Raw genomic sequence first — 25,776 nt, forward strand, 5'->3', positions numbered from 1 at the left:
TAATGGCCCGTCCCCGTCCCGAAGCCTTCGACAAGAAGAAGATCGTCGCCGAAAACCGGCGCGCGCGGTTCGAATATTTCCTGGAGGATGTGTTCGAGGCGGGCATCGCCTTGCAGGGCACGGAGGTCAAATCGCTGCGCTTTGGCGAGGGCAATATCGCGGAAAGCTATGCCGAGGTGAAGGGGGAGCAGGTGTGGCTGGTCAACAGCAACATCCCCGAATTCAGCCATGGCAACCGCTTCAACCATGAGCCCAAGCGCCCCCGCAAGCTGCTGCTGCACCAGCGGGAGATTGCCCGCATGCATGGCGCGGTGGAGCGCAAGGGCATGACGCTGGTTCCCTTGAGCATTTATTTCAATAGCCGGGGGAAGGCGAAGGTCGAACTGGCGCTGGCCAAGGGCAAGAAGACCCATGACAAGCGCGACACGATCAAGGAACGCGACTGGAAGCGCGATCAGCAGCGTATCATGAAGGCGCATCGCTGATGGACAATAGACTGTCCCGTTGGTGGCACGCCAATGCGCCGACCCGGGAGTCGCTGGAGCATAATCGTTTCCTTGCCCCTGTGGCGCATCGGGTGCTGGAGCCGTCGCTCTGGCGCTTTACCCGGCGGTCGGTTCCGCGCGGCGTGGCGCTGGGGCTGCTGGTTGGCATCTTCCTGCTGATCCCCGGCGTGCAGATTGCCGGCGCGGCCTTGCTGGCTTTGCCCTTTCGCGCGAATATCCCGCTGGCGGCGGCGATGACCTTCCTCTCCAACCCGGCGACGACGCCGCTGTTCCTGATGGCGTCGGTCTATATGGGCAATTGGCTGCTGGGGCGGACCGCCGACGCCTCCGGCTTCATGGCGCTGGTCGATAACCACGCATCGATCCGCGACTGGTGCGCCTGGCTTTTTTCGGAAGCGGCGCCCGCGATGCTGTTGGGATTGGCGCTGATTTCCCTCGCTTTTGCCGTTGTCGGCTATTTTTTGGCCGACTGGGTATGGCGCCATCGCATGGGCCGGAAATGGCATGCGCGCAAATTGAGGATTGGCAAGGCGCCGGAAAGCAGCGCATTGGAGGAAATCGCCTCCGCCTGAGAGGGGGAGCGAAACAAGTCCATTGTGAATGCAGGGGGATAGCCGGCTCGTGTCCGCGCGTATAATCAGGGATGGAGAAGCCTGGGCAGCCGACCGGCCGTCGCCTCTGGCCCTGCCCTTGCTCATCCTGCTCGCGCTGCTGTCGGCCGGACTGATCCTCTATGCGGCGGGAAGCTGGGCGCTGGGCGCCGGTTTCGGCGCCGCCGTTCTGGCAGGCGCGGCGCTGCTCGGCTGGTATCGGCGGCTCTATCCGCAAGCAGTGGCGGTGGGCGAAGCCGTGCCGGACTGGACCATCGCACGGGCGGCGGCCGATGCTTCCAACATGGCGATTGCCGTCACCGACCGGGCCGGGCGGCTGGTCTGCGCCAGCGACCTGTTCGGGGAATGGTTCCCCGGATTTCCGACGCCGCCGCAGATCACCGCCGATGCTGCCCTGTCCGACATTCTGGGCAATGCCGCCCGCGCCGCCTGGCGCGATGGCGACAGCCGGGTCGAGGGGATCGTGCAGGGCGCATTGCGACTGGACGCCTATATCTGCCGCACCGGCCGGTCGGAGGATTATCTGCTCTGGCGGTTCGCGCCGGTGCGTCAGCCGAGCGCGCTGGATGACGTGCATCGCCTGCTGACGGGGGATGCCGGCCGGCAATTGGGCGAGGCAGGGATCATGGCGGTGATGATCGGCGGCGAGGGTCGCATTCGTGCCGCCAACGGCGCTTTCCTGCTGCGCGCCGCCGGGCGGATCGACGCCAATATCACGGGGCGCGATTTCGCTGCTCATATGCGGGTGGACGACAAGAGTCGCCTGTTCCTGGCGCGGGAGGAATCGGGCGGCATTCCCCTCCGGTTGTTGCAGGTGCCCCTGAAGCGCGTGACGCAGCCCGTCGGCGCCCAATCGGGCGCGCAGGACGGGCCGATGCTGTTGCTGTTGATCGACGAACCGGCGGGCAATGCGGGCGGGACATCGGCGCTTTCCTATATCGAGACGCTGCTGTCGCTGTTGCCCTTCGGCCTTGCCATGGCGGATCGGGACGGGCGGGTGCTGTTCCTCAACAAGGCGTTTTCGCGGGCGGCGGGTCTCAAGGAGGGCGAAAAGCCGAGCTATCCGGGCGATCTGGTGGTGCGGGAGGATCAGGCGGCGGTGGCCGACGCGGTGCGGCGCTTCGCCGTCGGGCCGCAAATGTCGGGCGATGTGGCCGTCCGGATGCGTGAGCAGCCCGACGAGCCGATCGCGCTCAGCCTGGCCGGGGTACGGGGTCTGGGCGAGGCGGCAGTGCTGCTCAGCCTCAAGGATAATAGTGAGGAAAGCAAGCTCAAGCGGCAGGTGGCGCAGGCGACCAAGATGCAGGCCATCGGCCAGCTTGCGGGTGGCGTCGCGCATGACTTCAACAATATCCTGACCGCGATCATCGGCCATTGCGACCTGATGCTGATGCGCCATACGCCGGGCGACAGCGACTATGACGACATTCAGCAGATCAAGTCGAACAGCAATCGCGCGGCGGGGCTGACGCGGCAGTTGCTCGCCTTCTCGCGCCAGCAGACGCTGCGGCCGCAGATCCTGCAATTGCCGGACATTGTCGCGGACGTCTCCAATCTGCTGAAACGCCTGCTGGGCGAGAGCGTGAAGCTGGAAGTCACCCATGGCCGCAACCTCGGCGCGGTGCGAGCGGACCCCGGCCAGCTCGAACAGGTGATCGTCAACCTTGCCGTCAATGCGCGCGACGCGATGCCGGAAGGGGGGACGCTCAACATCCAGACCTATGCGGTCCCTGCCGCCAAGGTGCGCGAGATGCGGAGCGACATCTTGCCGCCTGCCGATTACACGGCGGTGCGCGTGTCGGATACCGGGCTGGGCATCCCGCCCGATATTCTCTCCAAGATTTTCGAGCCCTTTTTCACCACGAAGGAACTGGGCAAGGGCACGGGCCTCGGCCTCTCCACCGTCTACGGCATCGTCAAGCAGTCGGGCGGGTTCATCTTCGCCGAATCCGAACTGGGGCGCGGGGCGAGCTTCGTCATCTACCTGCCGGTCTATCAGGGCGCCGACGCAGAGCAGGCGGCGCAGCCCAAGGCGCCGGTCCGCCGCGCTGAAACCTGGGGCACGGGCACGGTGCTGCTGGTGGAGGATGAGGATATGGTGCGCGCCGTCGCGGAGCGCGCGCTCACGCGGCAGGGTTACAAGGTGCTGACCGCCAATGACGGCGAGCAGGGCCTGGAAGTTCTGAGCGGGGATGAGAAGATCGACCTGCTGATTTCCGACGTGGTGATGCCGAACCTCGACGGCCCCTCCATGGTGGCGCGGGCGCGGGCCAGCTATCCCGACCTGCCGGTGCTGTTCATGTCGGGCTATGCCGAGGAACAGTTGCGTAAATCGATTGACATCGCCAATGTGGCTTTTCTGCCAAAACCCTTTTCCGTCAGTCAGTTGGCGGAAGCGGCGCGGGATGCACTGGCGATGCGGCCGGCAGCGGAATGAACTTCTCCGCCGCCGGGGGATTATGCTGGTCGAAGGCCGCGCCAGGGGTGGTGAAAGGCAATATTGGGGACCGCAAGCATGTCTGACAGCAAGACCATCCTGGTTGTCGAGGATGAAGCCATGATCGGCATGATGCTGGAGGATTATCTCGACACGCTTGGATACCGGCTGCACGCCATTGCCGAATCGGTCGACGAAGCCTGTGCGCGGGCGCGCGAAGGCGGGTTCGACGCCGCCCTGCTCGACTGCAACTTGCATGGCGAGAAAAGCTGGCCGGTCGCCGACATATTGGCGCAGAGCGGCATTCCCTTCGTTTTCGCGACCGGCGGCATGGCGGACGATTTGCCGACCGGCCATGCGGACCGGCCGACATTGGCCAAGCCCTTCACCATCGGCGCGGTCGAACGGGCACTCAGCAAGGCTCTGGCAGCCAAATAGGAAAATTCCGTTCCCCTCTTGTTCGCGTAGAACAAATGGGATACATGGTGGCCACGCGCCACAGAATCGGCGTGTTCCGCTTGACAGGGGATAGGCCGATGACAGCAATGCTCTCACTCATCGATTCCAAGAAGACGGGGACAATGGACAGACAGAAAGCATTGGAAGCGGCCCTTTCCCAGATCGACCGTGCCTTTGGTAAGGGTTCGGCGATGAAGCTGGGCAGCCGCGAGAAGATCGAGATCGAGGCGATTTCGACCGGATCGCTGGGGCTGGATATCGCGCTCGGCATTGGCGGCCTGCCGCGCGGGCGCATTGTTGAAATCTACGGCCCGGAAAGCTCGGGCAAGACGACTTTGGCGCTGCACGCCATTGCCGAGGCCCAGAAGACCGGCGGGATTGCTGCGTTCGTTGACGCGGAACATGCGCTTGATCCGGTCTATGCCAAGAAGCTGGGCGTCGACATTGACGAATTGATCGTGTCGCAGCCTGACACGGGCGAACAGGCGCTGGAAATCGTGGACACGCTGGTGCGCTCCAATGCGATCGACGTGCTGGTGGTGGACTCGGTCGCCGCGCTGGTGCCGCGCGCCGAAATCGAAGGCGAAATGGGCGACAGCCATGTCGGCCTGCAAGCGCGCCTGATGAGTCAGGCGCTGCGCAAGCTGACCGGCTCCATTTCGCGCTCGCGCTGCCTGGTGATCTTCATCAACCAGGTCCGCATGAAGATCGGCGTCATGTACGGGAACCCCGAAACGACGACGGGCGGCAATGCGCTCAAATTCTACGCCTCGGTCCGCCTCGACATCCGCCGCACCGGCCAGATCAAGGATCGCGAGGACATCGTCGGCAACGCGACCCGGGTGAAGGTGGTCAAGAACAAGGTCGCCCCGCCGTTCAAGCAGGTCGAATTCGACATCATGTATGGCGAAGGCGTGTCCAAGATCGGCGAACTGCTCGACATCGGCGTGAAGGCCGGGCTGGTCGAGAAATCGGGCGCCTGGTTCTCCTATGACTCGATCCGCATCGGTCAGGGGCGTGAGAATGCAAAGACTTATCTCAAGGAACATCCCGAACTGGCGGATAAGCTGGAAAAGGCGATCCGCGGCAAGACCGAAGAGGTTGCTGAAGGGATGATGGCTGGACCCGAAGCGGAGGATGATGGCGAATAAGCGCTGATATGGCTCTCCGGCCAGATCAACCGGAGCGCCTCAGCGCGGCACTGCCCGCCTGCTGCTTCACGCACTGAAAAGGCCCGCTGCGCGACTGGTGCGGCGGGCCTTTTACCGTTGGGATGAGAATTCCTGGCCTCTCCTCATAACAATTGACAGCCATGCTGTCCGCGTCGAAAAGAACATATCAGGAACATTTGATATGATCGAGTCGGTGAACACCTTGTCTGCCCTGCGGCGGCGCATAGCATCGCTGGATAGCGTGGCTGCTACCGCCGCCGCGCGGGTGGCCACCGGCCATGTGTCGCTCGATCAGGCGCTGGGCGGCGGTCTTGCCTGCGGGCGGTTGCATGAATTGTTCGGAGGTGTCGAGGATGAAGGCGCGGCGGCGGGGTTGGCGCTCGGTTTTGCGCAGTTGCTGGCGCGGGACGGACCCTTGCTCTGGTTGCGCACGGCAGTGGCGGAGCGGGCGGGAGGTATGGTCTATGGACCGGGGTTGGCGGCGTTGAGCATGACGCCCGACCATTTGCTGATCGGCGTGATGGCGGGGGAAGCGATGCTGCTGCGCGCGGCGGTGGATGCGCTGCGTTGCCCGGCGCTGGGCGTATTGGTGATCGAATTGCGGGGACGGGCGCCGCTGCTCGATCTGACGGCCAGCCGGCGGCTGGCGCTGGCGGCGGAAGCATCGGGCGTGCCGGCGCTGATGCTGCGGATTGGCGGCGAACCCCGGCCCAGCGCCGCCGATACGCGCTGGCAGGTGGCGGCGGCGCCCTCCCGGCCCTTGCCGGGCAATGCGCCGGGGATGAGCGCTTTCGATCTGACCCTGTTGCGGCAACGGGCGGGATCGGACGGTCTGCACTGGCGGCTTGTCTGGGACAATGAGCGGGGCAGGTTTGGCGAAGCATATGGAGACGGGCGCGATGAACGCGATGACCATGGACAGAAAGGCGGAGGAGGCGGTCGGCCAGCGCCGCTATCTGGCGCTGTGGTTCCCCTTCCTGCCGATCGATCGGCTGCGGATCGCGCGGCCTGATCTCTGGAGTGGGCAGGGGGATGGTCCAGCGGTCGTCGTTGAGCAGGTGCGTGGTGCGATGCGGCTGGCGACGCTGGATGCCGATGCGTTGGCGCTGGGCCTGACGCCCGGCATGACGCTGGCCGACGCCCGCGCACGGGAACCGGATTTGCGCGTGTTCGACGCCGATCCCCATGTCGATCAGGATTGGCTGGAGCGGCTGTGCGATGGTTGCGCGCGCTATACGCCGATTGCGGCGCTCGATTCGCCCTTCGGCCTGATCCTCGACATCACCGGCTGCGCGCATCTCTGGGACGGTGAGGAACTTCTGGCGCGGGAGGCTGCGGACCGGTTGGAGCGCCACGGCATGCGGGTGCGCCACGCTTTGGCCGGAACGGCCGAGGGCGCCCATGCCCTGTGCCGCTTTCCCGTCGGCGCGGCGGCGGATGAGGATGCGGCCTTGCGCCGCCTGCCGGTCGAGGCGCTGCGGCTGGAGGAGGAAAGTGCCCTGGCGTTGCGCCGGGCCGGGCTGCGCACCGTGGGCGATCTGGCGGCGCGGCCCGCGGCGGTGCTGGCGTCGCGTTTCGGCGAAGAGGCCGTGGACGCGCTGCAAAGCCTCCTGGGTCTGGGGCGGCGGCCGCTTGCGCCCCGGCGGCAGCGGCCCGCGATCCGCATCGAGCGCCGCTTCGCTGAGCCCATGGGCAGCACGGCCTTTGCCCTGAAGACGCTGGAAGAAATGACGGCCGAGGCGGGCGAGCGTCTCAGCGAACGGGGGCAGGGTGGCAGGCGATTCGAGGCGGTGTTTTTCCGCAGCGATGGGCTGGCCTTTCCGCTGCGGGTCGAAACCAGCCTGCCGGTTCGCGACGCGCCCAGCATCATGCGGCTGGTGCAGGAGCGGATCGATGCGCTGTCCGATCCGCTCGATCCCGGTTTCGGTTTTGACATGCTGCGCCTCACCGTGCCGCAAGCCGAGCCGATGGCTCCGACCCAATTGGCGCTCGAAGGGGGCGAGGCACGCAAGCAAGAGAGCGTCGCGGCCTTGGTCGACCGGCTGTCGATCCGGGCGGGCCGGACGCGCATCCAGCGACTGGAACCCCGCGACAGCCATATTCCCGAACAGGCCCAACTCGCCCTTCCCGCTGTGGACGAAAGGGCGCCGGTCAACTGGCCGCAGCGGCAGGAGAAAGGCGATCCGCCGATGCGCCCGATCCATCTGTTCGACCCGCCTCAACCGATTGAGGTGATCGCCGAGGTACCCGACGGCCCGCCCCATCGCTTCCGTTGGCGCCGGGCAAGTCATGAAGTCACCCGCTATGAAGGGCCGGAACGTATCGCGCCCGAATGGTGGAAGGCGAAGGACGGCGCGCTGGAAGGGGAAAGCACGGGCCTGACCCGCGATTATTACCGGATCGAGGATGCGCGTGGGCGGCGCTACTGGATTTTCCGTCACGGGCTTTACGGCACGGAAACACAGCACCCGGTCTGGTATATCCATGGCCTGTTCGCATGAAACGGCATGGCAAAGGCCCCGATCCCGCCAAGCCCAAATCCACCGACCGGCGGGAATTGCATGAATGGGAGGCGACGCGCGAAAAGGCGGGGCGCAAACCCCCATCCGGCCGTCCGCCAACCGAAGCGCCGCCCTTTGCCGAACTGGTGGCGGCCACCAATTTTTCCTTTCTGCGTGGGGCCTCCCATGCCTCCGACATGGTGACACGCGCCATCGCTCTGGGTCTGGCCGGGCTGGGCATTGCCGACCGCAACACGGTCGCGGGCGTGGTCCGCGCCCATGTCGCGCGCAAGCGCTGGCCCGAACAGATGCGCGCCGCCCTGCTGGAGGCGCGCAAGGAGGCGGGGCTGCCCTTGGCATTGAACGAAGAGGAGGAGCGCGCCTGCCAGACCGACCTGCGTCTCATCGTCGGAGCGCGGTTGGTGTTTGTCGATGGGACGCCGGACATCGTGGCCTATCCCGCGACGCGGCGGGGATGGGGCGAACTCACCAAATTGCTGACCCTCGGCAATCTCCGGTCGGTGAAGGGCGATTGCATCCTGCGCTATGAGGATCTGACCGCTTATATCGACGATCTGTTGCTGATCGTGATGCCCTGTTCCTCCGCGACCGATCAGACGGCGCATCGCAAGCCGGTGGATTATGCCTTTGACGACCGGCCATCGAAGGAAACGGTCAGGCAGGGGCATCTCAGCCTCGTGCCCCAGCCGCGTCCGGCCGATCTGGACGCGTTGCTGGTCCGCCTGACGCGTCTTGCGCCGGGGCGGGTCTGGCTGGGCGCGACCCTTCGGCGCGATGGGCGCGATGCCCGGCGGCTGGCGGAGTTCCAGGCGCTTTCGGCGCAAAGTGGTGCGCCTTTGCTCGCGACCCTGGATGCGCTTTATGCGACCCCGGCACAGCGGCCTTTGCAAGATGTGTTGAGCTGCATCCGCGAAGGCGCGACCATTGCCAAGGCGGGCCGGGCGTTGGAGGCCAATGCCGAACGGCATATCCATGAAGCCGCGGAAATGGTCCGGCTGTTCCGCGATTGCCCGCAGGCGGTGGCGGAAAGCCTGCGCTTTCTGGATCAGATCCATTTCACGCTCGACCAGCTTGCCTATGAATATCCGCATGAGCCGGTGCCGCAGGGCTGGACCGCGCAGCAATGGCTGGAGGAACTGACCTGGTCCGCCGCCCATGCCCGTTATGGACCGCGCATCCCCAAAGCCGTTCGCACCTTATTGGAAGAAGAGTTCGAACTCATCGCCAAGCGCAACTATGCGGCCTATTTCCTGACCGTCCACGACATCGTCGCCTTTGCCCGGATGAAGGGCATATTATGTCAGGGCCGGGGGTCGGCAGCCAACAGCATGATTTGTTTCTTGCTGGGCGTGACCTCTGTCGATCCGTGCGAGCATGACCTGCTCTTTTCCCGCTTCGTGTCCGAAGAGCGCAACGAGCCGCCCGATATCGACGTCGATTTCGAGCATGAGCGGCGCGAGGAGGTCATGCAATATATCTATGAGCGCTACGGCCGCCATCGCGCGGGGATCGCGGCGACCGTCATCCATTACCGTTCGCGCAGCGCCGTGCGGGAAGCGGCGAAGGTGCTGGGCCTGAGCGAGGATGTCGCAACGCGCCTCTCCAGCACGGTCTGGGGCAGCTATTCGGGCGACATGGGCGATGCGCGGATCGTGGAGGCAGGCTTTGCGCTCGACAATCCGCAGATTGTGCAACTCAAGGCCATTGTCGACCAGTTGCTGCATCAGCCTTTTCCGCGTCACCTCTCTCAGCATGTCGGTGGTTTCGTGCTGACCCAGAACCGGCTCGACGAGACGGTGCCGCTGCATCATGCGGCGATGGAGGATCGCAGTTTCATCGAATGGGACAAGGACGACATTGACGCGCTTGGCCTGATGAAGGTCGATGTGCTGGCGCTGGGAATGCTCAGTTGCATCCGCAAGGCGTTCGACCTGATGCGCGAACAGGGGCTGGGCGACCATCAACTGACGGTCGATCTGGAGGCGGAGGACCCGGCCGTGTACGACATGCTGTGCAAGGGAGACAGCATCGGCGTGTTCCAGGTGGAAAGCCGGGCGCAGATCAACATGCTGCCCAGGCTGAAGCCGCGAACACTCTATGATTTGACCGTTCAGGTGGCGATCGTCCGGCCGGGACCGATCGAAGGCAATATGGTCCATCCCTATTTGCGGCGGCGATGCGGGGAGGAAAAGGTCGAATATCCCCGGCCATCGCCGCACCATGGGCCCGCCGATGAACTGGTGAAATTGCTGGGCGATACCTATGGGGTCCCGCTGTTTCAGGAGCAGGCGATGAAACTCGCCATCACGGCGGCGGGTTTCACACCGGCGGAGGCCGATGCCCTGCGCCGCGCCATGGCGACATTCCGCAATGTCGGCACCATCCATCATTTCCAGGAAAAAATGATCAAGGGCATGGTCGCGCGCGGTTATGAAGCGGAGTTCGCGAAACGCTGCTTCAAGCAGATCGAAGGCTTCGGCAGCTACGGCTTTCCCGAAAGCCATGCGCTGTCCTTCGCGCGGCTGGTCTATGTGTCGGCCTGGATCAAATGCCATCAGCCTGCCCTGTTCGCCTGTGCGCTGCTCAATTCGCAGCCCATGGGTTTCTACGCGCCCGCGCAGATCGTTCGGGATGCGCGGGACCATGGCGTGAGCGTGCATGATGCCGATGTGAACATGAGCGGGTGGGACAACAGCCTCGAACCGCTGCTGCGGTCCCGCAACAGCAGGCGCGGCGAGGGGGAGGGACGCGCCTTGGCGCTGCGGCTGGGGTTGCGGCAGGTCGATGGGTTTCGCGAGGATTGGGCGAGGCAACTGATCGTGGCGCGGGCCGCCGGGCTGTTTGCCACCATGGAGGATCTGGCGCGGCGGGCTGGCTTGCCGGCGCGGGCCTTGCGCCTGCTGGCGGATGCGGATGCCTGCCGGTCGCTGGGACGGGACCGGCGGGCGGCCCTGTGGGAAGCGCGACGGACGCCTTCGAATGAACTGCCTTTGTTCGCTGCCGCAAGAATGCGCGACATGCAGGCGCGGGAATTGGGCGAGGAGCCGGATGCGATGCTGCCCGCCATGGCCCTGTCCGAGCATGTCGCCACCGACTATGCGACGACGCGCTTGTCGCTCAAGGGGCATCCGATGCAGTTCCTGCGGCCGGTCTTCGCTGCCGAGGGGGTGCTGAGTTGCGCGCAGACGACGGCCGCGAAAAATGGGACGCTGGTGAAAACGGCGGGCGTCGTGCTGGTGCGGCAGCGGCCGGGCAAGGGCAATGCCGTCTTCATCACCATCGAGGATGAGACGGGCATCACCAATATCCTGCTCTGGGCGCGGCTGTTCGAGATGCAGCGCAGGCCGGTCATGGCCTCGCGGCTGATGCTGGTCGAGGGTGAAGTGCAGCGCAGCAAGGAGGGCGTCGTCCACCTGATGGCGAGCCGGGTGCATGATCGGACGGCGGAATTGTCGCGGCTTTCGGAGGCGCCGGCGGATGGGGCATCAAGGGCACGGCCCCGTTCCGCCAGCCATCCGCGCAATGTCCGTATCCTGCCCCAATCACGGGATTTTCATTGAGAGCAGCGGCCTCCCGGCGTGGCTTTGACCGGGAGGTGGCGGCGCTTAGAGCATCGTGCGAAAAAGTGGGCGCCGGTTTTTCGTAAAAACGATGCGATAACAAAAACTTAGAGCGCGCAGCCTGCGTCCGATTTAACGCAGCGCGCTCTAGAGCGGTTTTCGATCTGCCTCAGTCAGATCGGCAGCTTTATGTCTTTGTTTTATCGCGTTTCCTCAACAGCGATCATTTCCGATCGCTTGGAAATCGCTTTAACGTTCGGCAAGCTGCATGGCCGGCTTATGCGTGATCGTCAGACCGGCCTGGGCCCAGGCGTCGGCGGTGCGGCAGAGGGTCTGCGGCAGGATTCGGCTGGGATCGGCGACGCGCATGCAATATTTGCCCGTCTTCTGTTGGTAGGTGACCTTCCCCTCGCCGAAGCGCCCTTCATATTTGGCGAAGGCGGGCGTGGCAGCGGCGGTCATGGCGGCAGCGATGGCGAAAATGGCGACGGTCTTCATGAGCTTTTCCTTCCCTGATTTTCCCTGGATCGACCCGAATGCGGTCGTGCCCAAGCCATTGCAGGGGTCGTGCCAATTTCAGGAAAAGCCCATTTCCCGACCTGTTTTCAGAAAGAAAGCGAAATTTCTGGCGCGCGAAATCCCAACTATCCGTAAATTATTCTGATTTTCAGGAATGATTACCCTTCGATCAGGTGTTTCAGTGTCTTGAGGTCGCGATTGATCCATCGGATGTCGGCGGCGAAGCGCTCATCATCCATGCCCGGCTGGCGAAAGAGCGTCAGCATGACCTCCGCGCCATCGCCATTCCGGATCACGCGCAAGGGCACATGCACTTCCTCGCCCTGCCCGAGGTCGACATGATGATCCATTACGCCATAGGGATTATGCGGCGTGAAGCGGATGCGGATCGGGCCTTCCGGGCCGTCCGCCAGCCATTGCTCCCCATCCCGGCGAAGCGCCGATTCGGCAAGGCCCGAGGCCCATTTCGGGAAAAATTCCGGCTGCCAAATCCTGTCGTAAAGCGCCTGCCACTCATGATTGATCGTGATGCTGAAGGTGCGGGCGGGTAACATGGGGTATCTCCAATATATGCGCGCCGATTTCGACGGGCGGGTTGGACTGGATATCCCCCTCCACTCCAAGCTGCCAATTGTCCATGATGTCGAAGAGCGATTCCCACAGGAGGTCATCATGCCCATGCCCCCATTTCCCGTCGAAGGCGGTTGCCGTTGCGGCCGCGTCCGTTTCCGGCTGACCCAGGCGCCCTGGGTAGAGACGGCCTGCCATTGTTTCGGTTGCCAGAAAATGACGGGCAGCGCCTTTTCGACCACTTTGGTCATGCCCGCCGACGGGTTCGAACTGATCGCCGGAGACACGGTGATCGGCGGTCTCCATGGGCAGGATGTCCATCATCACCATTGCGACTGGTGCAAGGGGTGGGTCTTCACCAGACCGGCGGCGGACCTTGGCTTCGTCAATGTCCGCGCGACGCTGCTCGACGACGCAAGCTGGTTCGCGCCGTGGATGGAGACGCAGACCGCCGAGAAGCTGCCTTGGGCGAAAACCGGCGCGGCGGTCAGTTTCGACCGCTTTCCCGCCCAGGAGGATTATCAAGGCCTTGTCGCCCTTTATCGGGCCGAGCGGGTTCAATAATCCTTCGAATAGCGCAGATTGGCTGACGATCCCGCATTGGTGCCGGTCTTCGACAGCAGGCTGAGCGTCTTGGACAGAGAGATTTCGAGCTGGGTGGCGGTGAAGCCCTTGGGATCGGTAATCACCTCCACATAGATATTGTTGGAGATATGCTGCCCGACCGCGAGCGATGTGCCGCGCCCGGATTTTTCATCGCCGCTGACGATGCCGATGCGGTCGACGCCGGAGGCATTTTGCAGCTTGCCCATCGGGTTCAGTCCGCCGCTCCCGCCGCGCAGCCCGTTGAGCGCGGCGGCCAGCTGGATCGCCTGCGTCGCGGAAAGATTCGCGACATTGTCGCCGAACAGGATGCGGGACAATATCTCGTCCTGCGGCAGCGTCGGGGTGGAGACGAAGGCGATGTCGGGCCGTTGCGCCGTGCCGCCGACCGCGATGCCCGCCGTGACATCGCTGATCTTCGTTTCGGCACGGATCGCCAGTGTGGGATTCATCATCGGCCCGTTGAAGGTGATGACGCCCTGTTCCAGATCGAACTGGTGGCCGGAGAAGCTGTAGCGGCCGCGGATCACCTCGATCTTGCCGACCACGCGCGGGTCGGTGGCGGTGCCGGTGACGCGCATGTTCGTCTTCCATTCGGAATCGAGGCCCATGCCGGTCACGTAGATTTCGTTATCGGCGCGCACACGGATGTCGAGTTTCCAGTTTGTCGGCTTGGCTGCGGCCTGCCGTTCCGCCAGGCGCTGGTCGAGCAGGTCGGCGCCTTCGCCCTTGCGCCGCACGCCGGTGAGTTGGCGGATGTCGGCGCCGCCCTGCCAGGCGACGCGATAGCGGGTTTCGGGCAGCGACAGGTCGCCCTTGATCAGGCCGCCATTGGCCGGGCTGTTGGTGATGTTGAGCGTACCGCTGACGACGCTGGTGATCGCTTCGCTGCGGGCGAGGCGGGCGCGGTCCAGCTTCACCGCCAGATCCATGGGATAGCCGTTGTCCGCCGCCAGCCCGATCGTGCCGCTCGCTTGCACCGTGCCGTCGCCCGCGCGGCCGGAAAAGTCGCGCAGGTCGAGCCGGTCGTTGGTGAAGCGCCCGTCGAGCCGCATCTGCGTGACGCGGGTGCCGAACGTCTCATTCTCATAAGTCAGGGCATTGGCGCGGACCAGACCGTTGAGGCGCGGCGCGGTCAGCCGCCCGCTGAAGTCCGCGGCGACCGCAATCGGCCCGGTCAGTTGCTGGCCCGCCAGCCCCGCGAAGGAGAACAGCACATCGGCTGGCCCGGCATAGCGGATCCCGCCGCCTAACGGCGCCGACTGGAGCTGCTCGCTCCAACTCGCGCCCGGTCCGGGCGGGGCGAGCGTCGCGATGAAGCGGCCCAGCGTCGCATTGCCGCGCCGGATCAGCCCCCGCATGTCGCCGCCTGCGCTGGACAGCTTGCCCTCGATCGCCATCGACACCGGATCGGACGCGGCGGTCAGGCTGGAACGGCGGAAATCGCTGATGGCAAGTCGCGTGGTCGCGGTCGGGAAGGCCGTGCCGTTCTGCGCGAAGTCCAGCGTACCGGTGGCCTTGCCGCTGACGCCCAGCCCGGGCGTCGCCATGTTGACGATGGCAAGGTCGAAATCCTTGAAGCGCGCCTGCATCGCGGTCTGCTGGCCGAAACGGCCCGCCAGGTCGACCCGGCCCTGCGGCAGCACCAAGGTGGCGGGTTCAAGGCGATAGCCCCCCTTTTCGATGCGGATGATCGCGGGCTGGGCGAAGCGGAAGGGCACGTTGCTCGCCTTGCCCTCCAGCGCGACGGCATAGAGGGTGGGACGCAGCGCGGCGTTCATCGCGATGGAGAAGGGCACGCCGGTCGAACCGTCCGCGACCAACTGCGCCCGCCCGCGTCCGCCCTGATAGTCGATCCGCCCGCGCGCCTTGCGGACGATATAATCGCCATAGGCCGCGTTCGCCATCTGCAGGTCGGCGGTGATCCGCGGCCGCTGCGTCATCACCATGTTGGCCGTGACCAACGCCCGGCCGATCACGACATCGGCCTCGCCCGGCAGCTTGGCATTGCTGGCGGTGGCGTTGAGCTGGGCGCCCTGCGCCTTGCCCACCGCCGTCAGTCTGACGTCGCCGGTGATGCCGGAACCGTTCATCGCCAGTTGGCCGGTGAAGGGACCGGCGGCGCTCTGCTGCACCCGGCCGGTCATGTCGACCCCGGCGAAGCGGGCCTTGGCGATGTCGACGGTCAGCGGGCCTTTCGCGGTGCGGATCAGCACATTGGCGAAGAAGGGGCCATAGGGCGACCCGCCGGTGGTTTCGAGCCGGTATCCCGCCGCCTCGCCATTCAATTTGGCGACGACGTCATGCAGTTGCACGCCGATATTGGGGCGCGCGGCGCGCAGCACGGCCTGCGGGCGCTCCATCGTGCCGCGCACGGACAGGGCCAACGGACCATATTGGCGGGAGGATGCTTTGGCGTCGAAGGTGATCGCGCCATCCGTATCATAGCTGCCCGATCCCGAATGGACCTGAAAATTGGGCGCGGCGCCTTTCAGTCCGGCAAGGGTGAATTTCCCTTCCGGCGTCATGCCGATGCGTCCGGACATGACCGCATTGCCGCCCAGAAAATCCCGGACCGAGGCATTTTCCCACCGTGCCGTGCGCACGCCGAACTTGCCGTCCAGGCCGAAACCGCCTCTAGGTCCCGGCACCAGATGCACATCGGTGTTGAGGTTGACGATGCCGACGCCGTCAATCTTGTAATCATTGACCCGGCCCTTCAGCGCGCCGCGATATATGGCGTGGTCGAGGTCCGCGAGGACGATGGCGGTGGCGTCGACCCGGTCGCTGTCGATCTTGAGATTGTCGCTGATGAGCTTGCCCGCCGCATAGGCGAAGTCGCCCTTCACCCGCAGATTGTGCAGCAGGCCGCCCGCCGCCGCATTAAGCCCGGTGACGCGGCTGGCGGTCGCATTGACGGGAATGCGGATGCGGTCGGCATCGATCACCGCACGCCCGCTGGCCTTCAGATTCTCGATGCCCGTGGCGTCGAAGGCGAGTTGCTTTGCGGTGACGTCATAGTCGATGAAGGGCGTCGCCATCGGCCCGTCGAGGATCACGGAGGCGCGGACATCCCTGCCCTTCACCTTCTCCATGATTGCGCCGGGGGTGAGCAGGGCGGCGTCGATCCTGAGCGCGCTGAACTGGCTCTTGCCCAGGTCGATCAGGCCTTGCGCCGTCGCGGCAAGTGCCGGCGATTTCAGCGACCCTTTGAGGTTCACCCGGCGCTCGTTGACGCCCGCGAGCAGGTCCACGTCCAGTTGCGGCGTCGTCAGCCGGTCCACTGTTCCGGCGAACACCAGCCCCGGCCGCACCGGCCCCTTGGCGGTGAAATTGCCGTCACGGGCGGCGAGCGCGATATTCGCCAGCTCACCCTTGGCCGAGGACGCGACCAGGCGCCCGTCCCAGACCTGCCATGTTCCCTTGCCGTCCAGCGTCGCGGTGAAGCCGTCGGTCAGGCCGCTCATTGCCGCGATCACGCCGTTTTTGGGCGCAGTCAGCGTACCCTTCATGGCGAGGCGGTTTTGCGCGGGGACCGCGTCCAGACTCGCCTGCAAACGGTCGCCGCTGTCCACGACGGCATTGGCCGACAGGATCGCGCGGCCATCGGCAATATGGGTCACGCCGTCGATGGCGATCTCGCGCTTCTGGCCGATCACCGGCTTTGCGACCAGGAATTTGGCGATCTTCAGCCGGTCGACGTCGATGTCGAGGTCGGGCAGGATCGGCGCATTGGGGTCGGTCTTGGTGATATTGAATTGCGGGCTGCGCGCCAGCACCACCAGCGGGCTTTCCAGCAGCCGCACCGAAATATGGTTGTTGATGTAGCGGAACGGGTTCCACACCACATGCACTTCCGGGCTGACCGCGAAAATCCCCTTGGGATCGCGCAGCACCAGATTGCGGATCGTCATGTCATCGTAGATTGACCCGTCAATCCGCCCGACCTCGATCGCCATGCCGGATTCCAGCTTGAGCGCGGCGATCTGGCGGATCAGGAATGTCTTGCCCGGCTGGGTGTTGAGGAACAGCAAGAGCCCGGCGGCCAGCACCAGCAGGCCGACGAGCAGCCCGATCACACCCAGCACGATCTTTTGCCAGAGTGGGCGCGTTTCGCGAACGACGATGGTTTCCTCGGCCATCAGAAGGCCTGTCCGATGCCGATATAGAGCGCGAATTTGGACTCGCCCGGCTGCCGGTTGATCGGCATGGCGATATCGGCGCGGAAGGGTCCGAAATTGGTGTAGAAACGCCCGCCGACGCCGACGCCGTACCGGATATTGGAAAATTGCGGCATGGAACTTTCATAGACCTGGCCCGCATCGACGAAGGCGACCACGCCATAATCGCCGAAGCGGTAGCGGCCCTCGACCGCGAATTCATTGACGGACCGGCCGCCGATGGGATCGTTGTTCGCGTCCTTCGGCCCCAGTTCCTGATAGCCATAGCCGCGCACCGACCCGCCGCCGCCCGCATAGATGCGCCTCGACGGCGCCACATCGTCGCGCGCCACGCCGCTGATGGTGCCGACGCGCGCGCGCCCGGCGATCACCAGGCCGTCGGACACCGGATAATAGCCGGTAAGGTCGAAGGTGGCGCGGATATAGGGAGAGAAGCTGCCATGCAGCGACCCTTCCGGCTCCGCCCGCAGATTGGCGCGGAAGCCTTTGGTGGGGTTCAGCAGATCATTGGAACGGTCATAGCCAAGCTGCACCGGCAGGCCGCCGATGAAATAGGTCCGCCGTACCTTGTCCGCCGTCGCTGGGTCGACCACCACCTGCTCGTTGGTCAGCAATATTTCCGCGCCATAGCTGTAGGTCCAGCGTTTCTGGAAGATCGGCGTCGACTGGCGCGACCAGCTGACGTTCAGCCCGGCGGTATAGGCTTCATAGGCGTCGTAATTCTGGTGGTTGAGCGTGATGCCGGTCTGGAAGGTCTTGTCGCGCTTGCCCGCATTGGACCGGCGGAAGGTGCCCGACACGCCCTGCTCCTGCGTCCCCGCGATGACGCTGGCGATCACGGCGCCCTCGGGCGGGAAGAGGTTGCGATGGGTCCAGGTCCCTTCGGCGCGGAAGCCCTGGCCCGTGCCATAGCCCAGTTCGCCTGCCAGCGTGCGCGGCTTCCCCGCTTCCTGCGTTACATTCAGGTCGACATATTCGGTGCCGTCCGGGCCGGCCTCGTTGGTGCGCACCGGGTCTACCGAAACGCTGGAAAACAGCCCTGTCGCGACCAGCGCCCGGCGCAGATCGTCGACCTTGCGGCTGTCATAAAGCTCGCCCGGCTTGAAGCGGCTGATGACCGTCATATGATCGGCGCCGAACGCCTGTTTCTCGCCGGTCGTGGTGATGCCCCGGAACGACCCGCGCGGCCCTGTTTCGACCGGCAGCGTATAGTCGCCCGTCGCGGTCGCGGGATCGAGCAGGATGTCGCGCTGCCCCACCTTGGCGAAGGCGTAGCCATTTTCCGGCAGCTTCACGCCGACATTGGCCTCCGCCCCCTCGACCGCCGAGGCGACGATGAAATCGCCGGTCTTGAGCGGCAGGCTATCGCGGATCAGGCCCGGCGGCACGGTCGGCCCGGCATGGATGACGATGTCCCCGATCCTGTAACGCTTGCCCGGCGTGACCGAGACGACCGCCTTCAGCGCCCCTCCGCCCGCCTGATCCCCTGCTTGTTCCAACGTGGCGAGGGCGGTCGCGTCATAATAGCCTTCCGAATAAAGCAATCGCACGGCCAGCGCCTGATCTTCATGCGCGCGGTTCTGAAGCATGGCCGCGGTATCGGCCTTGCCCTTGCCCCCGACCAATGAAGAGGAATCGCGGAACGCATCCTCCAGCCCGGTCTTGCCGAAGCCTTCAATGGTCACGGCATAGCGCACCGCCTCGGTCTTTTCCTGCGGATTGGCGTCGGTCGCGACCTGCACCGGCACCTGCACCGTGTCGAGTGGCGGCAACGGCTGCGCCAGTTCGCGCTCCTCCTGCGGTTCGGTGGCGGGCGGCAGTTCCTGCGTCGTGCCGGCCTGCGGCATCTGCTGGTCGATCCAGTCATCGATCGACGGCAGGGGGGCGGTGCTCTGTGCAGGCGCCTCCCCGATTTTGGGCAAGCGCGCCTCGAACTCACTGTCTGGCAGGATCGGTTCCTCCTGCTGGACGGGAGGCGACGATGGTGGCGTCTGGGCCATCAGAGGGAGGGGGGGCGCCGCCATCATCATTAGACCCAAGGCTCGCCGATATCGCTTCGCCTGCCCTGACCCCATGGAAACCGCTTTGCCCCTTTTTGTCCGGCGCCCATTGTGGCCCGGAACTATCAATACGCGCAACAGCTTGCTTCGGTTCCGCCTGCGTCATGACGGCAAGCGCTTCCCTCCGAATCGCAACCCGTCTAGAGCCTTTGCATGACTATCGCGCTCAACATCACCCGTTCGATCCTCGGTCAACCCTGGCGGTGGCGCGGCGGCAATGCGGATGGGCGCGATCCGGGCTATCGGCCCGACGATCTGGTGACGCAATTGCTGCTGGCGCGTGGCTGTCCGCGCGACGCGGTGGAGGCGCACCGCAATCCCACCATCCGCCATTTCATGCCCGACCCCAGCCTGTTCCGCGACATGGACGCCGCCGCCGAGCGCCTGGCCGATGCGGTTGTCGGGCAAGAGGATGTCCGCATCTTCGGCGATTATGACGTGGATGGCGCGACCAGCGCGGCACTGCTGATCCGGCTGTTGCGCGACCTCGGGCTGGCAGCGCGTCCTTATATTCCCGACCGGCTGATGGAGGGCTACGGCCCCTCGGGCGAGGCGCTGGTGCGGTTGGCGGGCGAGGGCGCGACGCTGATCGTCACCGTCGATTGCGGCGCGCAGGCCTTCGACGCGCTGGCACAGGCGAAGGCGGCGGGCGTCGATGTGGTGGTGGTCGACCATCATAAATGCGCGGCCGCCCTGCCCGAAGCGCTGGCGCTGGTGAATCCCAACCGGCTGGATGAGGCGCAGGAAGCCGCCGCCCATGGCCATCTGGCGGCGGTCGGCGTGGCGTTCCTGCTGGGCGCGGCGCTGATCCGGGTGCTGCGCAAGCGCGGCTGGTTCGCGCAGCGGTCCGAGCCGGCGTTGATGGAGCTGCTCGACATTGTCGCGCTGGGCACGGTGGCGGACGTGGCGCAATTGAAGGGCCTCAACCGCGCTTTCGTGGCGCAGGGCCTCAAGATCATGGCGAAGCGACGCAATATCGGTCTTTCCGCGCTGATCGACGCCAGCCGCCTGACGCGAGCGCCGCTGTGCCATGATCTGGGCTTTGCGCTTGGCCCGCGCATCAATGCGGGCGGGCGCGTCGGCAAGGCGGATCTCGGCGTCCGGCTGCTCACCACCGAAGACCCGGCGGAGGCGGCGAAGATCGCGCAGGAACTCGACCTGCTGAACGAGGAACGCCGCGCCATCGAGGCGGCGGTGCAGGCGCAGGCCGAGGACCTGCTCGCCGCGCAGGGCAACCGCGCCGTGGCCTTGGTGTCGGGCGCGGGCTGGCATCCGGGGGTGATCGGCATCGTCGCGGGCCGCATCAAGGAGAAGGCTGGCCGACCCGCCATCGTCGTCGCCATCGATGAAGAAGGGACCGGAAAGGGGTCGGGCCGCTCCATTTCCGGCGTCGATCTGGGCGCGGCGGTGCTGGCGGCGAAGGACAGCGGCCTGCTGGTCGCGGGCGGCGGGCACGCCATGGCGGCGGGCCTGACGGTCGCGGCCGACAAGGTGGACGCGCTGGCCGACTTCCTCGACGACCGGCTCGCCGATGCCGTTGCCAGGGCGCGCGACGACCGCGCGCTGCTGATCGACGCGGTGCTGGCGCCGGCGGGGATCAATCCGGATTTCGTCGCCGCCATCGATGCGGGCGGTCCTTATGGCGCGGGATGGCCCGCGCCCCTGATCGCCTCCGGGCCGATGCGGGTCATCAAGGCGGATGTCGTGGGCAACGGCCATTTGCGGGCGATCATGGCGGGCGACGATGGCCGCTCGATCAAGACCATCGCCTTCCGCCAGGCCGAATCCGATCTGGGCCAGGCCATTCTAGGCGCGCCTCGCGACAGGCGCCTGTGGATTGCCGGGCGGGCGAAGATCGACGATTGGGGGCCGCGCCCCGCTGCCGAATTGCACCTGGAGGATGCCGCCTGGGCCGAGTGAGCTTTTTCCCGAAAACAAATTTGTGCGTCGCGTCATTTTCATGACGAAAAGGGGGTTGACCGCCGCGAAGCCTCCGCCTAATGCCCGCCTCGCTTCGCAGCGACGCCCACGCGGAACTGCATGTGGCCCCTTCGTCTAGCGGTCTAGGACGCGGCCCTTTCACGGCTGAAACACGGGTTCGATTCCCGTAGGGGTCACCACTTCCTTCACAGGAAAGCGGTGTAAATCAGGTGCTTATCGCCCTGTTGCGTCACGCGTGCTGGCGCTTTAGCCTTGGCTGACAATTCTCTCCTCTTGTGAGCGTGCTTTCTGCCGATGCGTCCTGTTGTTCTGCGTTTCCTTGCTTCGCTGCTTGTCTTGCTCCCCGGTTTTGCCTTTGCCCAGCCCGCCAACCGGCCCACACCCGGCCATACCCGCGTGGCGATCGAAACCTCGGTCGGGACCATCGTCGTGGCGACCGATGACCGTCGGGCGCCGATCACCTCCGCCAATTTCCTGACCTACGTCGATGACGGCCGTTTCGATGGCGTGACCTTCTATCGCGCGGCGCGGCGCAAGAGCGATCCGAAGCTGGGGCTGATCCAGGGCGGCATCGATACGGATGCGCGCCGGTCCCTGCCGCCGATTAAGCATGAGCCGACGACGCAGACCGGTATCCGGCATCTCGACGCGACGCTTTCCATGGCGCGGCCCAACCGCGCCAATTCGGCCATGGGCAATTTCTTCATCACGGTGGGTCCGACGCCGAACATGGACGCGCGGGGCGATTATATCGGCTACGCCGCCTTCGGCCATGTGGTCGCGGGGATGGATGTCGTGAAGCGGATCCTTGCCGTCCCGACCTGCTGCGGAGAGGGGCCGATGCGCGGCCAGATGATCATCAAGCCAGTCAATATCGTTCGCGTGAAGAGGCTCGATGGCACGCCGCATCCCACGCGTGGGGTGAAGCCCTGGTTGCTGGGTCTTCATCGCAAGGCCGCGCGCTGAGATCGCATTTCTCAAGCCGCGCTTTTCCTGCTGGCTCCGGCCGTTTTTTCTCATCAGAATGCCCGCGAAGGAGAAGCCGGGATGGGTGGAAAGATCAGGGTCGGCATTGGCGGTTGGGTCTTCGAACCCTGGCGCGGCACCTTCTATCCCGAAGGACTGCGGCAGAAGGATGAACTGGCCTATGTGGGCGAGCATCTGACCGCGACGGAGATCAACGCTACTTATTACAGCACGCAAAAGCCCGCCACCTTCGCCGGATGGGCCAGGACGGTGCCTGACGGCTTCCAGTTCGCGGTCAAGGCGTCGCGCTTCTGCACCAATCGGCGGGTGCTGGCCGAATCGGGCGACTCCGTCGCGAAATTCGTGAATCAGGGCCTGGTCGAACTGGGCGACCGTCTGGGGCCGATCCTCTGGCAATTCATGCCGACCAAGACGTTCGATGCCGCGGATTTCGGCGCCTTCCTGAAGCTGCTGCCGGCCAGTGTCGGCGGCGTGCCGCTGCGCCATGCGCTGGAGGTGCGGCATGAGAGTTTCGACGATCCCGCCTTTTTCGATCTGGCGCGGGCAGCGGGAGCGGCGGTGGTCTTCGCCGACCATCCTGAATATCCCGCGCTGCGGGGTCATGATGTCGGCTTTTCCTACGCCCGGCTGATGCGGACGGTGGAGGAGGAACCGGCTGGCTATGCGCCCGCAAAGATTGCCGACTGGGCCGCCATGGCAAAGGATCGGGCTGCAAGCGGCGACGCCTATGTCTTTTTCATCAGCGGCGCGAAGGTGCGGGCACCTGCGGCGGCGCAGGCGATGATTGTGGCTTTGACGTAACGGCGACTGTTGCATTTGCTGCAACTGCGAAGACGTCCTTTGCGATTGTTACGGATTTATGGCGGATGCATAGCGCGTTTGCCGACGAGGCAGTTTTAAAAGAACAACTTGCAGGACGAACGATATGCGACACACGGTTCAGGGCGTTGCCCTCATGGTGGCGGTTGGTGCGCAGCTGCTGACCTTCTATTCGGTGCTGTTTGCCTGATTGCAACAGGTCCGATTCGCCCGTCATTGACTGGCATATGAAAAGAGCCGCCCCGGACAGCGTCCAAGGGCGGCTTTTTTATGGGATCGCGACGGGCCTCCTGCAGGTCGCTCGAGATGCCGGCGCGGGGTGAGCCGGGAACTCAAACGCCGCGCGTATCAGCCCTTCGCCAGCCAGCCCGCCAGCAGGTAGGCGACCACGCCCACCGGCCCCAGAGCGCACAGCGTCAACAGCGCCACGGCAATGCGGATCAGCGTGACATCCATGCCGGTGCGGTTGGAAAGTCCGGCGCATACGCCCATAATCTTTCCATTGCGGCGGTCGAGGGTGAAGCTGTCGTTCATGAATCTGCCCTTCTTGAAGAGTATCGGATCAGGCGATCGGTGTGACCGGGACGGCGGCCCCAACGAAGAGGCTGGCGACGAGCAGCGCCCCGGCGAAAGCGAAAGCGGCGTTTTGAAGCTTGGCGAACATGATTGACTCCGTGAAATGTGCGGGGCCGGTCCATCCGGCCGTGATGCCGGGAAGATTGCAGGAGCCGTGCCAATTTGGATTTCGGCTGGAATTGCGCGGTTCTCGATGAGATGCGACCGTCTTCATGCCGTGAAAATTTCCATATTTCGGTGAAATTTTCCCGGAAATGGGAATAATTCAGGCGTCCATGGATTGAACCGAACGGCTTGCGCTGGGCGATGGGCGGATTAGGCTTGCCGCCATGGCTTGAGGAGAGACGCGCATGACCGACCGGCAGGATCAGCCCGACCGTTTGCCCGAGGACCGCAACTGGATCGCCACGACCGGACTCGATCGCCGCAGGCTGCTGGCCGGAGGCGCATTCGCCGCCGGTTTCGCCGCTGCCTGTCGGCCCATCGCCAGCAGCGCCATCCAGACCTCAGGCGAAGGGCTGAAGGAGGAGAGGGTGTCGATCGCGGCCAGCGACGGGTTTTCCATGCCTGCCTTTGTCGCTCGCCCTGCCGTCGCCCAGGCCGCGCCGATCATCGTCGTGGTGCATGAGATTTTCGGCGTCCATGAGTGGATACGCGACATGTGCCGCCGTTTCGCCCGGGCGGGCTATTATGCCATCGCGCCCGATCTGTTCTCGCGCCATGGCGATGCGACCAAAGTCGCGGATTTCAAGCAGCTGATCGCGACCATCGTATCCAAGGCGTCCGACGCGCAGGTCCTGGAGGACATCGACAGCAGCTTCGCCTGGGCGGGCAGCCATGGCGGCGACGGAAAACGGCGCGGCATCACCGGTTTCTGCTGGGGCGGGCGGATCGTATGGCTTTATGCCGCGCACAGCGCCCAACTGGATGCGGGCGTCGCCTTTTACGGACGCATCGTCAGCGAGAAGACCGAATTGCAGCCGCTCAGCGTCATCGAACAGGTGCGTGCGCTCAAGGTGCCGGTGCTCGGCCAATATGGCGCTCTCGACAAGGGCATTCCGGCCGCGGATGTCGACAGGATGAAGGCGGCGCTGATAAGCGCGGGCAAGGCGCCGCCGGACGCGATCACCGTCTATCCCGGCGCTGACCACGGCTTCATGGCGGATTACCGCCCCAGCTATAATGAAGCCGCGGCCAAGGCCGCCTGGCAGGCGACGCTCGGCTGGTTCGGCACCTATGTCAAGAAGGCGAAGTAGCTATTTCTGCTGCATCGCCTGCACGGCGGCCAGCGTGCTCTTCACATGGCCCGCATAGCTCATTTCGCTATGGACGAAGGCGATCCGGCCGCTGGGCGCAATGACATAGGAGGTGCGGTCGGTCATCCCCGGCCGCATCTTCAAAGCGACATCATAGCCCGACACGATCGTGGAACCGGCCGACGCCACCGCAAATTTGCCCGCGCATTCCTTGGTGGAAAAGGCGACCAGATCGTCCACGGGATCGGCCGACATGCCGATCACGGTGGCGCCCGCCTTCTTAAAATCCTCGATATGCTCGGCGAACTCGCGCGCTTCGGCGGAACAGCCGGGCGTGAAGGCCTTGGGGAAGAAATAGAGCACGACCGGCCCGCGCTTCAACTGATGCGACAGCGTCAGGGTGAAGGTCTTGCCCGCCAGCGCGCCGCGCGTGGTGAAGTCGGGGGCCTTGGCGCCCACGGCCAGCGCCGCCATGGCGCCCGATCCAGGCCCGGTCAGGGCGAGCGCCGTCACCAGGGAGGCAAGGGCAAGTTTCGCGCTTTTCATCATCGGCTTCCTCTTCAGTCAGGAGCAGGCGGCTCCCAGAGTTCAATGGCATGGCCTTCGGGATCATGGATGCGGGCGAAGCGCCCCACTTCCGGATGATCCCATTCGGCCTTGGTGATGACGGCAACATCGGCGACGCGCAAGTCCGCCAACAATCCGTCCAGATCGGACACGCGGAAATTGAGCATGAACGCCTTTTCCGCTGCGAAATAGTCGCTGTCGGCGGGGAAGGGCGCGAACACCAGCGGACCGCCCTGCACTGTCCATGTATGGATATTGGGCGTGACCTGTGGATCGGCGGAACAGCCTGCGCCCACGCCCAGATGCGTGCGATACCAGGCGGAAAGCGCTTCCGGGTTCTGCGCGCGAAAGAAAATTCCACCCATTCCCAGCACAGGCATGGCATATCTCCCTTGGCGAGAAGGGAGCATAGCACGGATGAATGGACAAA

Annotated in this window: 22 protein-coding genes and 1 tRNA gene; 15 read left to right on the forward strand and 8 right to left on the reverse strand. The window is 64.8% G+C overall.

All coding sequences use genetic code 11. The annotated features are described in order from the left end of the window. Positions 1-2: 2 nt before the first annotated feature. From smpB to F7P65_RS07915, 8 genes are all read left to right on the forward strand, one after another. Complete coding sequence (smpB, locus tag F7P65_RS07880; protein WP_007683053.1) at positions 3-485, forward strand: SsrA-binding protein SmpB; 483 nt, start codon at positions 3-5, stop codon at positions 483-485. Beyond that, on the forward strand, positions 485-1,078 hold the full coding sequence (locus tag F7P65_RS07885; RefSeq protein ID WP_150291188.1) for a DUF2062 domain-containing protein: 594 nt from the start codon (positions 485-487) through the stop codon (positions 1,076-1,078). Before smpB ends, F7P65_RS07885 begins: the two co-directional genes overlap by 1 nt. Before the next feature lie 49 nt (positions 1,079-1,127). Beyond that, positions 1,128-3,554, forward strand: coding sequence for a hybrid sensor histidine kinase/response regulator (locus tag F7P65_RS07890; RefSeq protein WP_150291189.1), 2,427 nt, complete (start codon positions 1,128-1,130; stop codon positions 3,552-3,554). Positions 3,555-3,632: 78 nt separating this feature from the next. Further along, positions 3,633-3,992 carry a response regulator gene (locus F7P65_RS07895; protein WP_150291190.1) on the forward strand — a complete coding sequence of 120 codons (360 nt, stop codon included), beginning with the start codon at positions 3,633-3,635 and terminating at the stop codon, positions 3,990-3,992. Between the two features lie 98 nt (positions 3,993-4,090). Beyond that, the gene (recA, locus tag F7P65_RS07900; RefSeq protein ID WP_150291191.1) at positions 4,091-5,164 is read left to right on the forward strand and encodes a recombinase RecA; all 1,074 of its coding nucleotides are present in this window, start codon (positions 4,091-4,093) and stop codon (positions 5,162-5,164) included. Positions 5,165-5,366: 202 nt separating this feature from the next. Next, positions 5,367-6,197 carry an ImuA family protein gene (locus F7P65_RS07905; protein ID WP_150291192.1) on the forward strand — a complete coding sequence of 277 codons (831 nt, stop codon included), beginning with the start codon at positions 5,367-5,369 and terminating at the stop codon, positions 6,195-6,197. After that, on the forward strand, positions 6,094-7,686 hold the full coding sequence (locus tag F7P65_RS07910; protein ID WP_150291268.1) for a Y-family DNA polymerase: 1,593 nt from the start codon (positions 6,094-6,096) through the stop codon (positions 7,684-7,686). Before F7P65_RS07905 ends, F7P65_RS07910 begins: the two co-directional genes overlap by 104 nt. Further along, a complete protein-coding gene (locus F7P65_RS07915; protein ID WP_150291193.1) occupies positions 7,683-11,267 on the forward strand; it encodes an error-prone DNA polymerase in 3,585 nt (1,194 codons plus the stop codon). The genes F7P65_RS07910 and F7P65_RS07915 overlap by 4 nt, the downstream gene beginning before the upstream one ends. Positions 11,268-11,516: 249 nt before the next feature. Here F7P65_RS07915 and F7P65_RS07920 read toward each other — a convergent pair whose 3' ends face one another. After that, complete coding sequence (locus F7P65_RS07920; RefSeq protein WP_150291194.1) at positions 11,517-11,765, reverse strand: hypothetical protein; 249 nt, start codon at positions 11,763-11,765, stop codon at positions 11,517-11,519. Between F7P65_RS07920 and F7P65_RS21965 the strand changes: the two genes are divergently transcribed. Beyond that, positions 11,764-11,931, forward strand: a complete 168-nt coding sequence (locus tag F7P65_RS21965) for a hypothetical protein (protein WP_162854560.1) — start codon at positions 11,764-11,766, stop codon at positions 11,929-11,931. The genes F7P65_RS07920 and F7P65_RS21965 overlap by 2 nt on opposite strands. Positions 11,932-11,944: 13 nt before the next feature. Here the strand turns inward: F7P65_RS21965 and F7P65_RS07925 are convergent, their stop codons facing one another. Continuing rightward, positions 11,945-12,340: a polyketide cyclase gene (locus F7P65_RS07925; RefSeq protein ID WP_150291195.1), complete on the reverse strand. Its 396-nt coding sequence runs from the start codon at positions 12,338-12,340 to the stop codon at positions 11,945-11,947. Between the two features lie 118 nt (positions 12,341-12,458). On the opposite strand from F7P65_RS07925, the gene F7P65_RS07930 reads away from it, so the two are divergent. Continuing rightward, on the forward strand, positions 12,459-12,920 hold the full coding sequence (locus F7P65_RS07930; protein ID WP_150291196.1) for a GFA family protein: 462 nt from the start codon (positions 12,459-12,461) through the stop codon (positions 12,918-12,920). Here F7P65_RS07930 and F7P65_RS07935 read toward each other — a convergent pair. After that, complete coding sequence (locus tag F7P65_RS07935; protein WP_150291197.1) at positions 12,914-17,101, reverse strand: translocation/assembly module TamB domain-containing protein; 4,188 nt, start codon at positions 17,099-17,101, stop codon at positions 12,914-12,916. The genes F7P65_RS07930 and F7P65_RS07935 overlap by 7 nt on opposite strands. Beyond that, positions 17,101-19,215 (reverse strand): autotransporter assembly complex protein TamA, encoded by a 2,115-nt coding sequence (locus F7P65_RS07940; protein ID WP_150291198.1) that lies wholly within the window; start codon positions 19,213-19,215, stop codon positions 17,101-17,103. Before F7P65_RS07940 ends, F7P65_RS07935 begins: the two co-directional genes overlap by 1 nt. Before the next feature lie 138 nt (positions 19,216-19,353). On the opposite strand from F7P65_RS07940, the gene recJ reads away from it, so the two are divergent. The 4 genes from recJ (at position 19,354) to F7P65_RS07960 (ending at position 22,929) form a co-directional block, all read left to right on the forward strand. Further along, positions 19,354-21,120, forward strand: a complete 1,767-nt coding sequence (recJ, locus tag F7P65_RS07945; RefSeq protein WP_150291199.1) for a single-stranded-DNA-specific exonuclease RecJ — start codon at positions 19,354-19,356, stop codon at positions 21,118-21,120. 124 nt (positions 21,121-21,244) lie between these two features. After that, positions 21,245-21,320: transfer RNA gene (locus F7P65_RS07950), tRNA-Glu, on the forward strand. Between the two features lie 115 nt (positions 21,321-21,435). Next, positions 21,436-22,107, forward strand: coding sequence for a peptidylprolyl isomerase (locus tag F7P65_RS07955; protein WP_150291200.1), 672 nt, complete (start codon positions 21,436-21,438; stop codon positions 22,105-22,107). A gap of 81 nt (positions 22,108-22,188) precedes the next feature. Next, positions 22,189-22,929 (forward strand): DUF72 domain-containing protein, encoded by a 741-nt coding sequence (locus tag F7P65_RS07960; protein WP_150291201.1) that lies wholly within the window; start codon positions 22,189-22,191, stop codon positions 22,927-22,929. A gap of 366 nt (positions 22,930-23,295) precedes the next feature. Here the strand turns inward: F7P65_RS07960 and F7P65_RS07965 are convergent, their stop codons facing one another. Further along, positions 23,296-23,481, reverse strand: a complete 186-nt coding sequence (locus F7P65_RS07965; protein ID WP_150291202.1) for a PspC domain-containing protein — start codon at positions 23,479-23,481, stop codon at positions 23,296-23,298. 28 nt (positions 23,482-23,509) lie between these two features. Continuing rightward, a complete protein-coding gene (locus F7P65_RS07970) occupies positions 23,510-23,737 on the reverse strand; it encodes a hypothetical protein (RefSeq protein WP_150291204.1) in 228 nt (75 codons plus the stop codon). A gap of 136 nt (positions 23,738-23,873) precedes the next feature. Here F7P65_RS07970 and F7P65_RS07975 point away from each other — a divergent pair, with 136 nt between their 5' ends. Continuing rightward, entirely contained in the window at positions 23,874-24,779 is a 906-nt protein-coding gene (locus tag F7P65_RS07975; protein WP_150291206.1) for a dienelactone hydrolase family protein, read from the forward strand. Here F7P65_RS07975 and F7P65_RS07980 read toward each other — a convergent pair whose 3' ends face one another. Next, a complete protein-coding gene (locus tag F7P65_RS07980) occupies positions 24,780-25,325 on the reverse strand; it encodes a peroxiredoxin (protein ID WP_150291207.1) in 546 nt (181 codons plus the stop codon). A gap of 14 nt (positions 25,326-25,339) precedes the next feature. Beyond that, the gene (locus F7P65_RS07985; RefSeq protein WP_150291208.1) at positions 25,340-25,726 is read right to left on the reverse strand and encodes a VOC family protein; all 387 of its coding nucleotides are present in this window, start codon (positions 25,724-25,726) and stop codon (positions 25,340-25,342) included. Positions 25,727-25,776: the final 50 nt, after the last annotated feature.

The sequence above is a fragment of the Sphingobium estronivorans genome, from assembly GCF_008692605.1.
GTDB lineage: Bacteria > Pseudomonadota > Alphaproteobacteria > Sphingomonadales > Sphingomonadaceae > Sphingobium > Sphingobium estronivorans.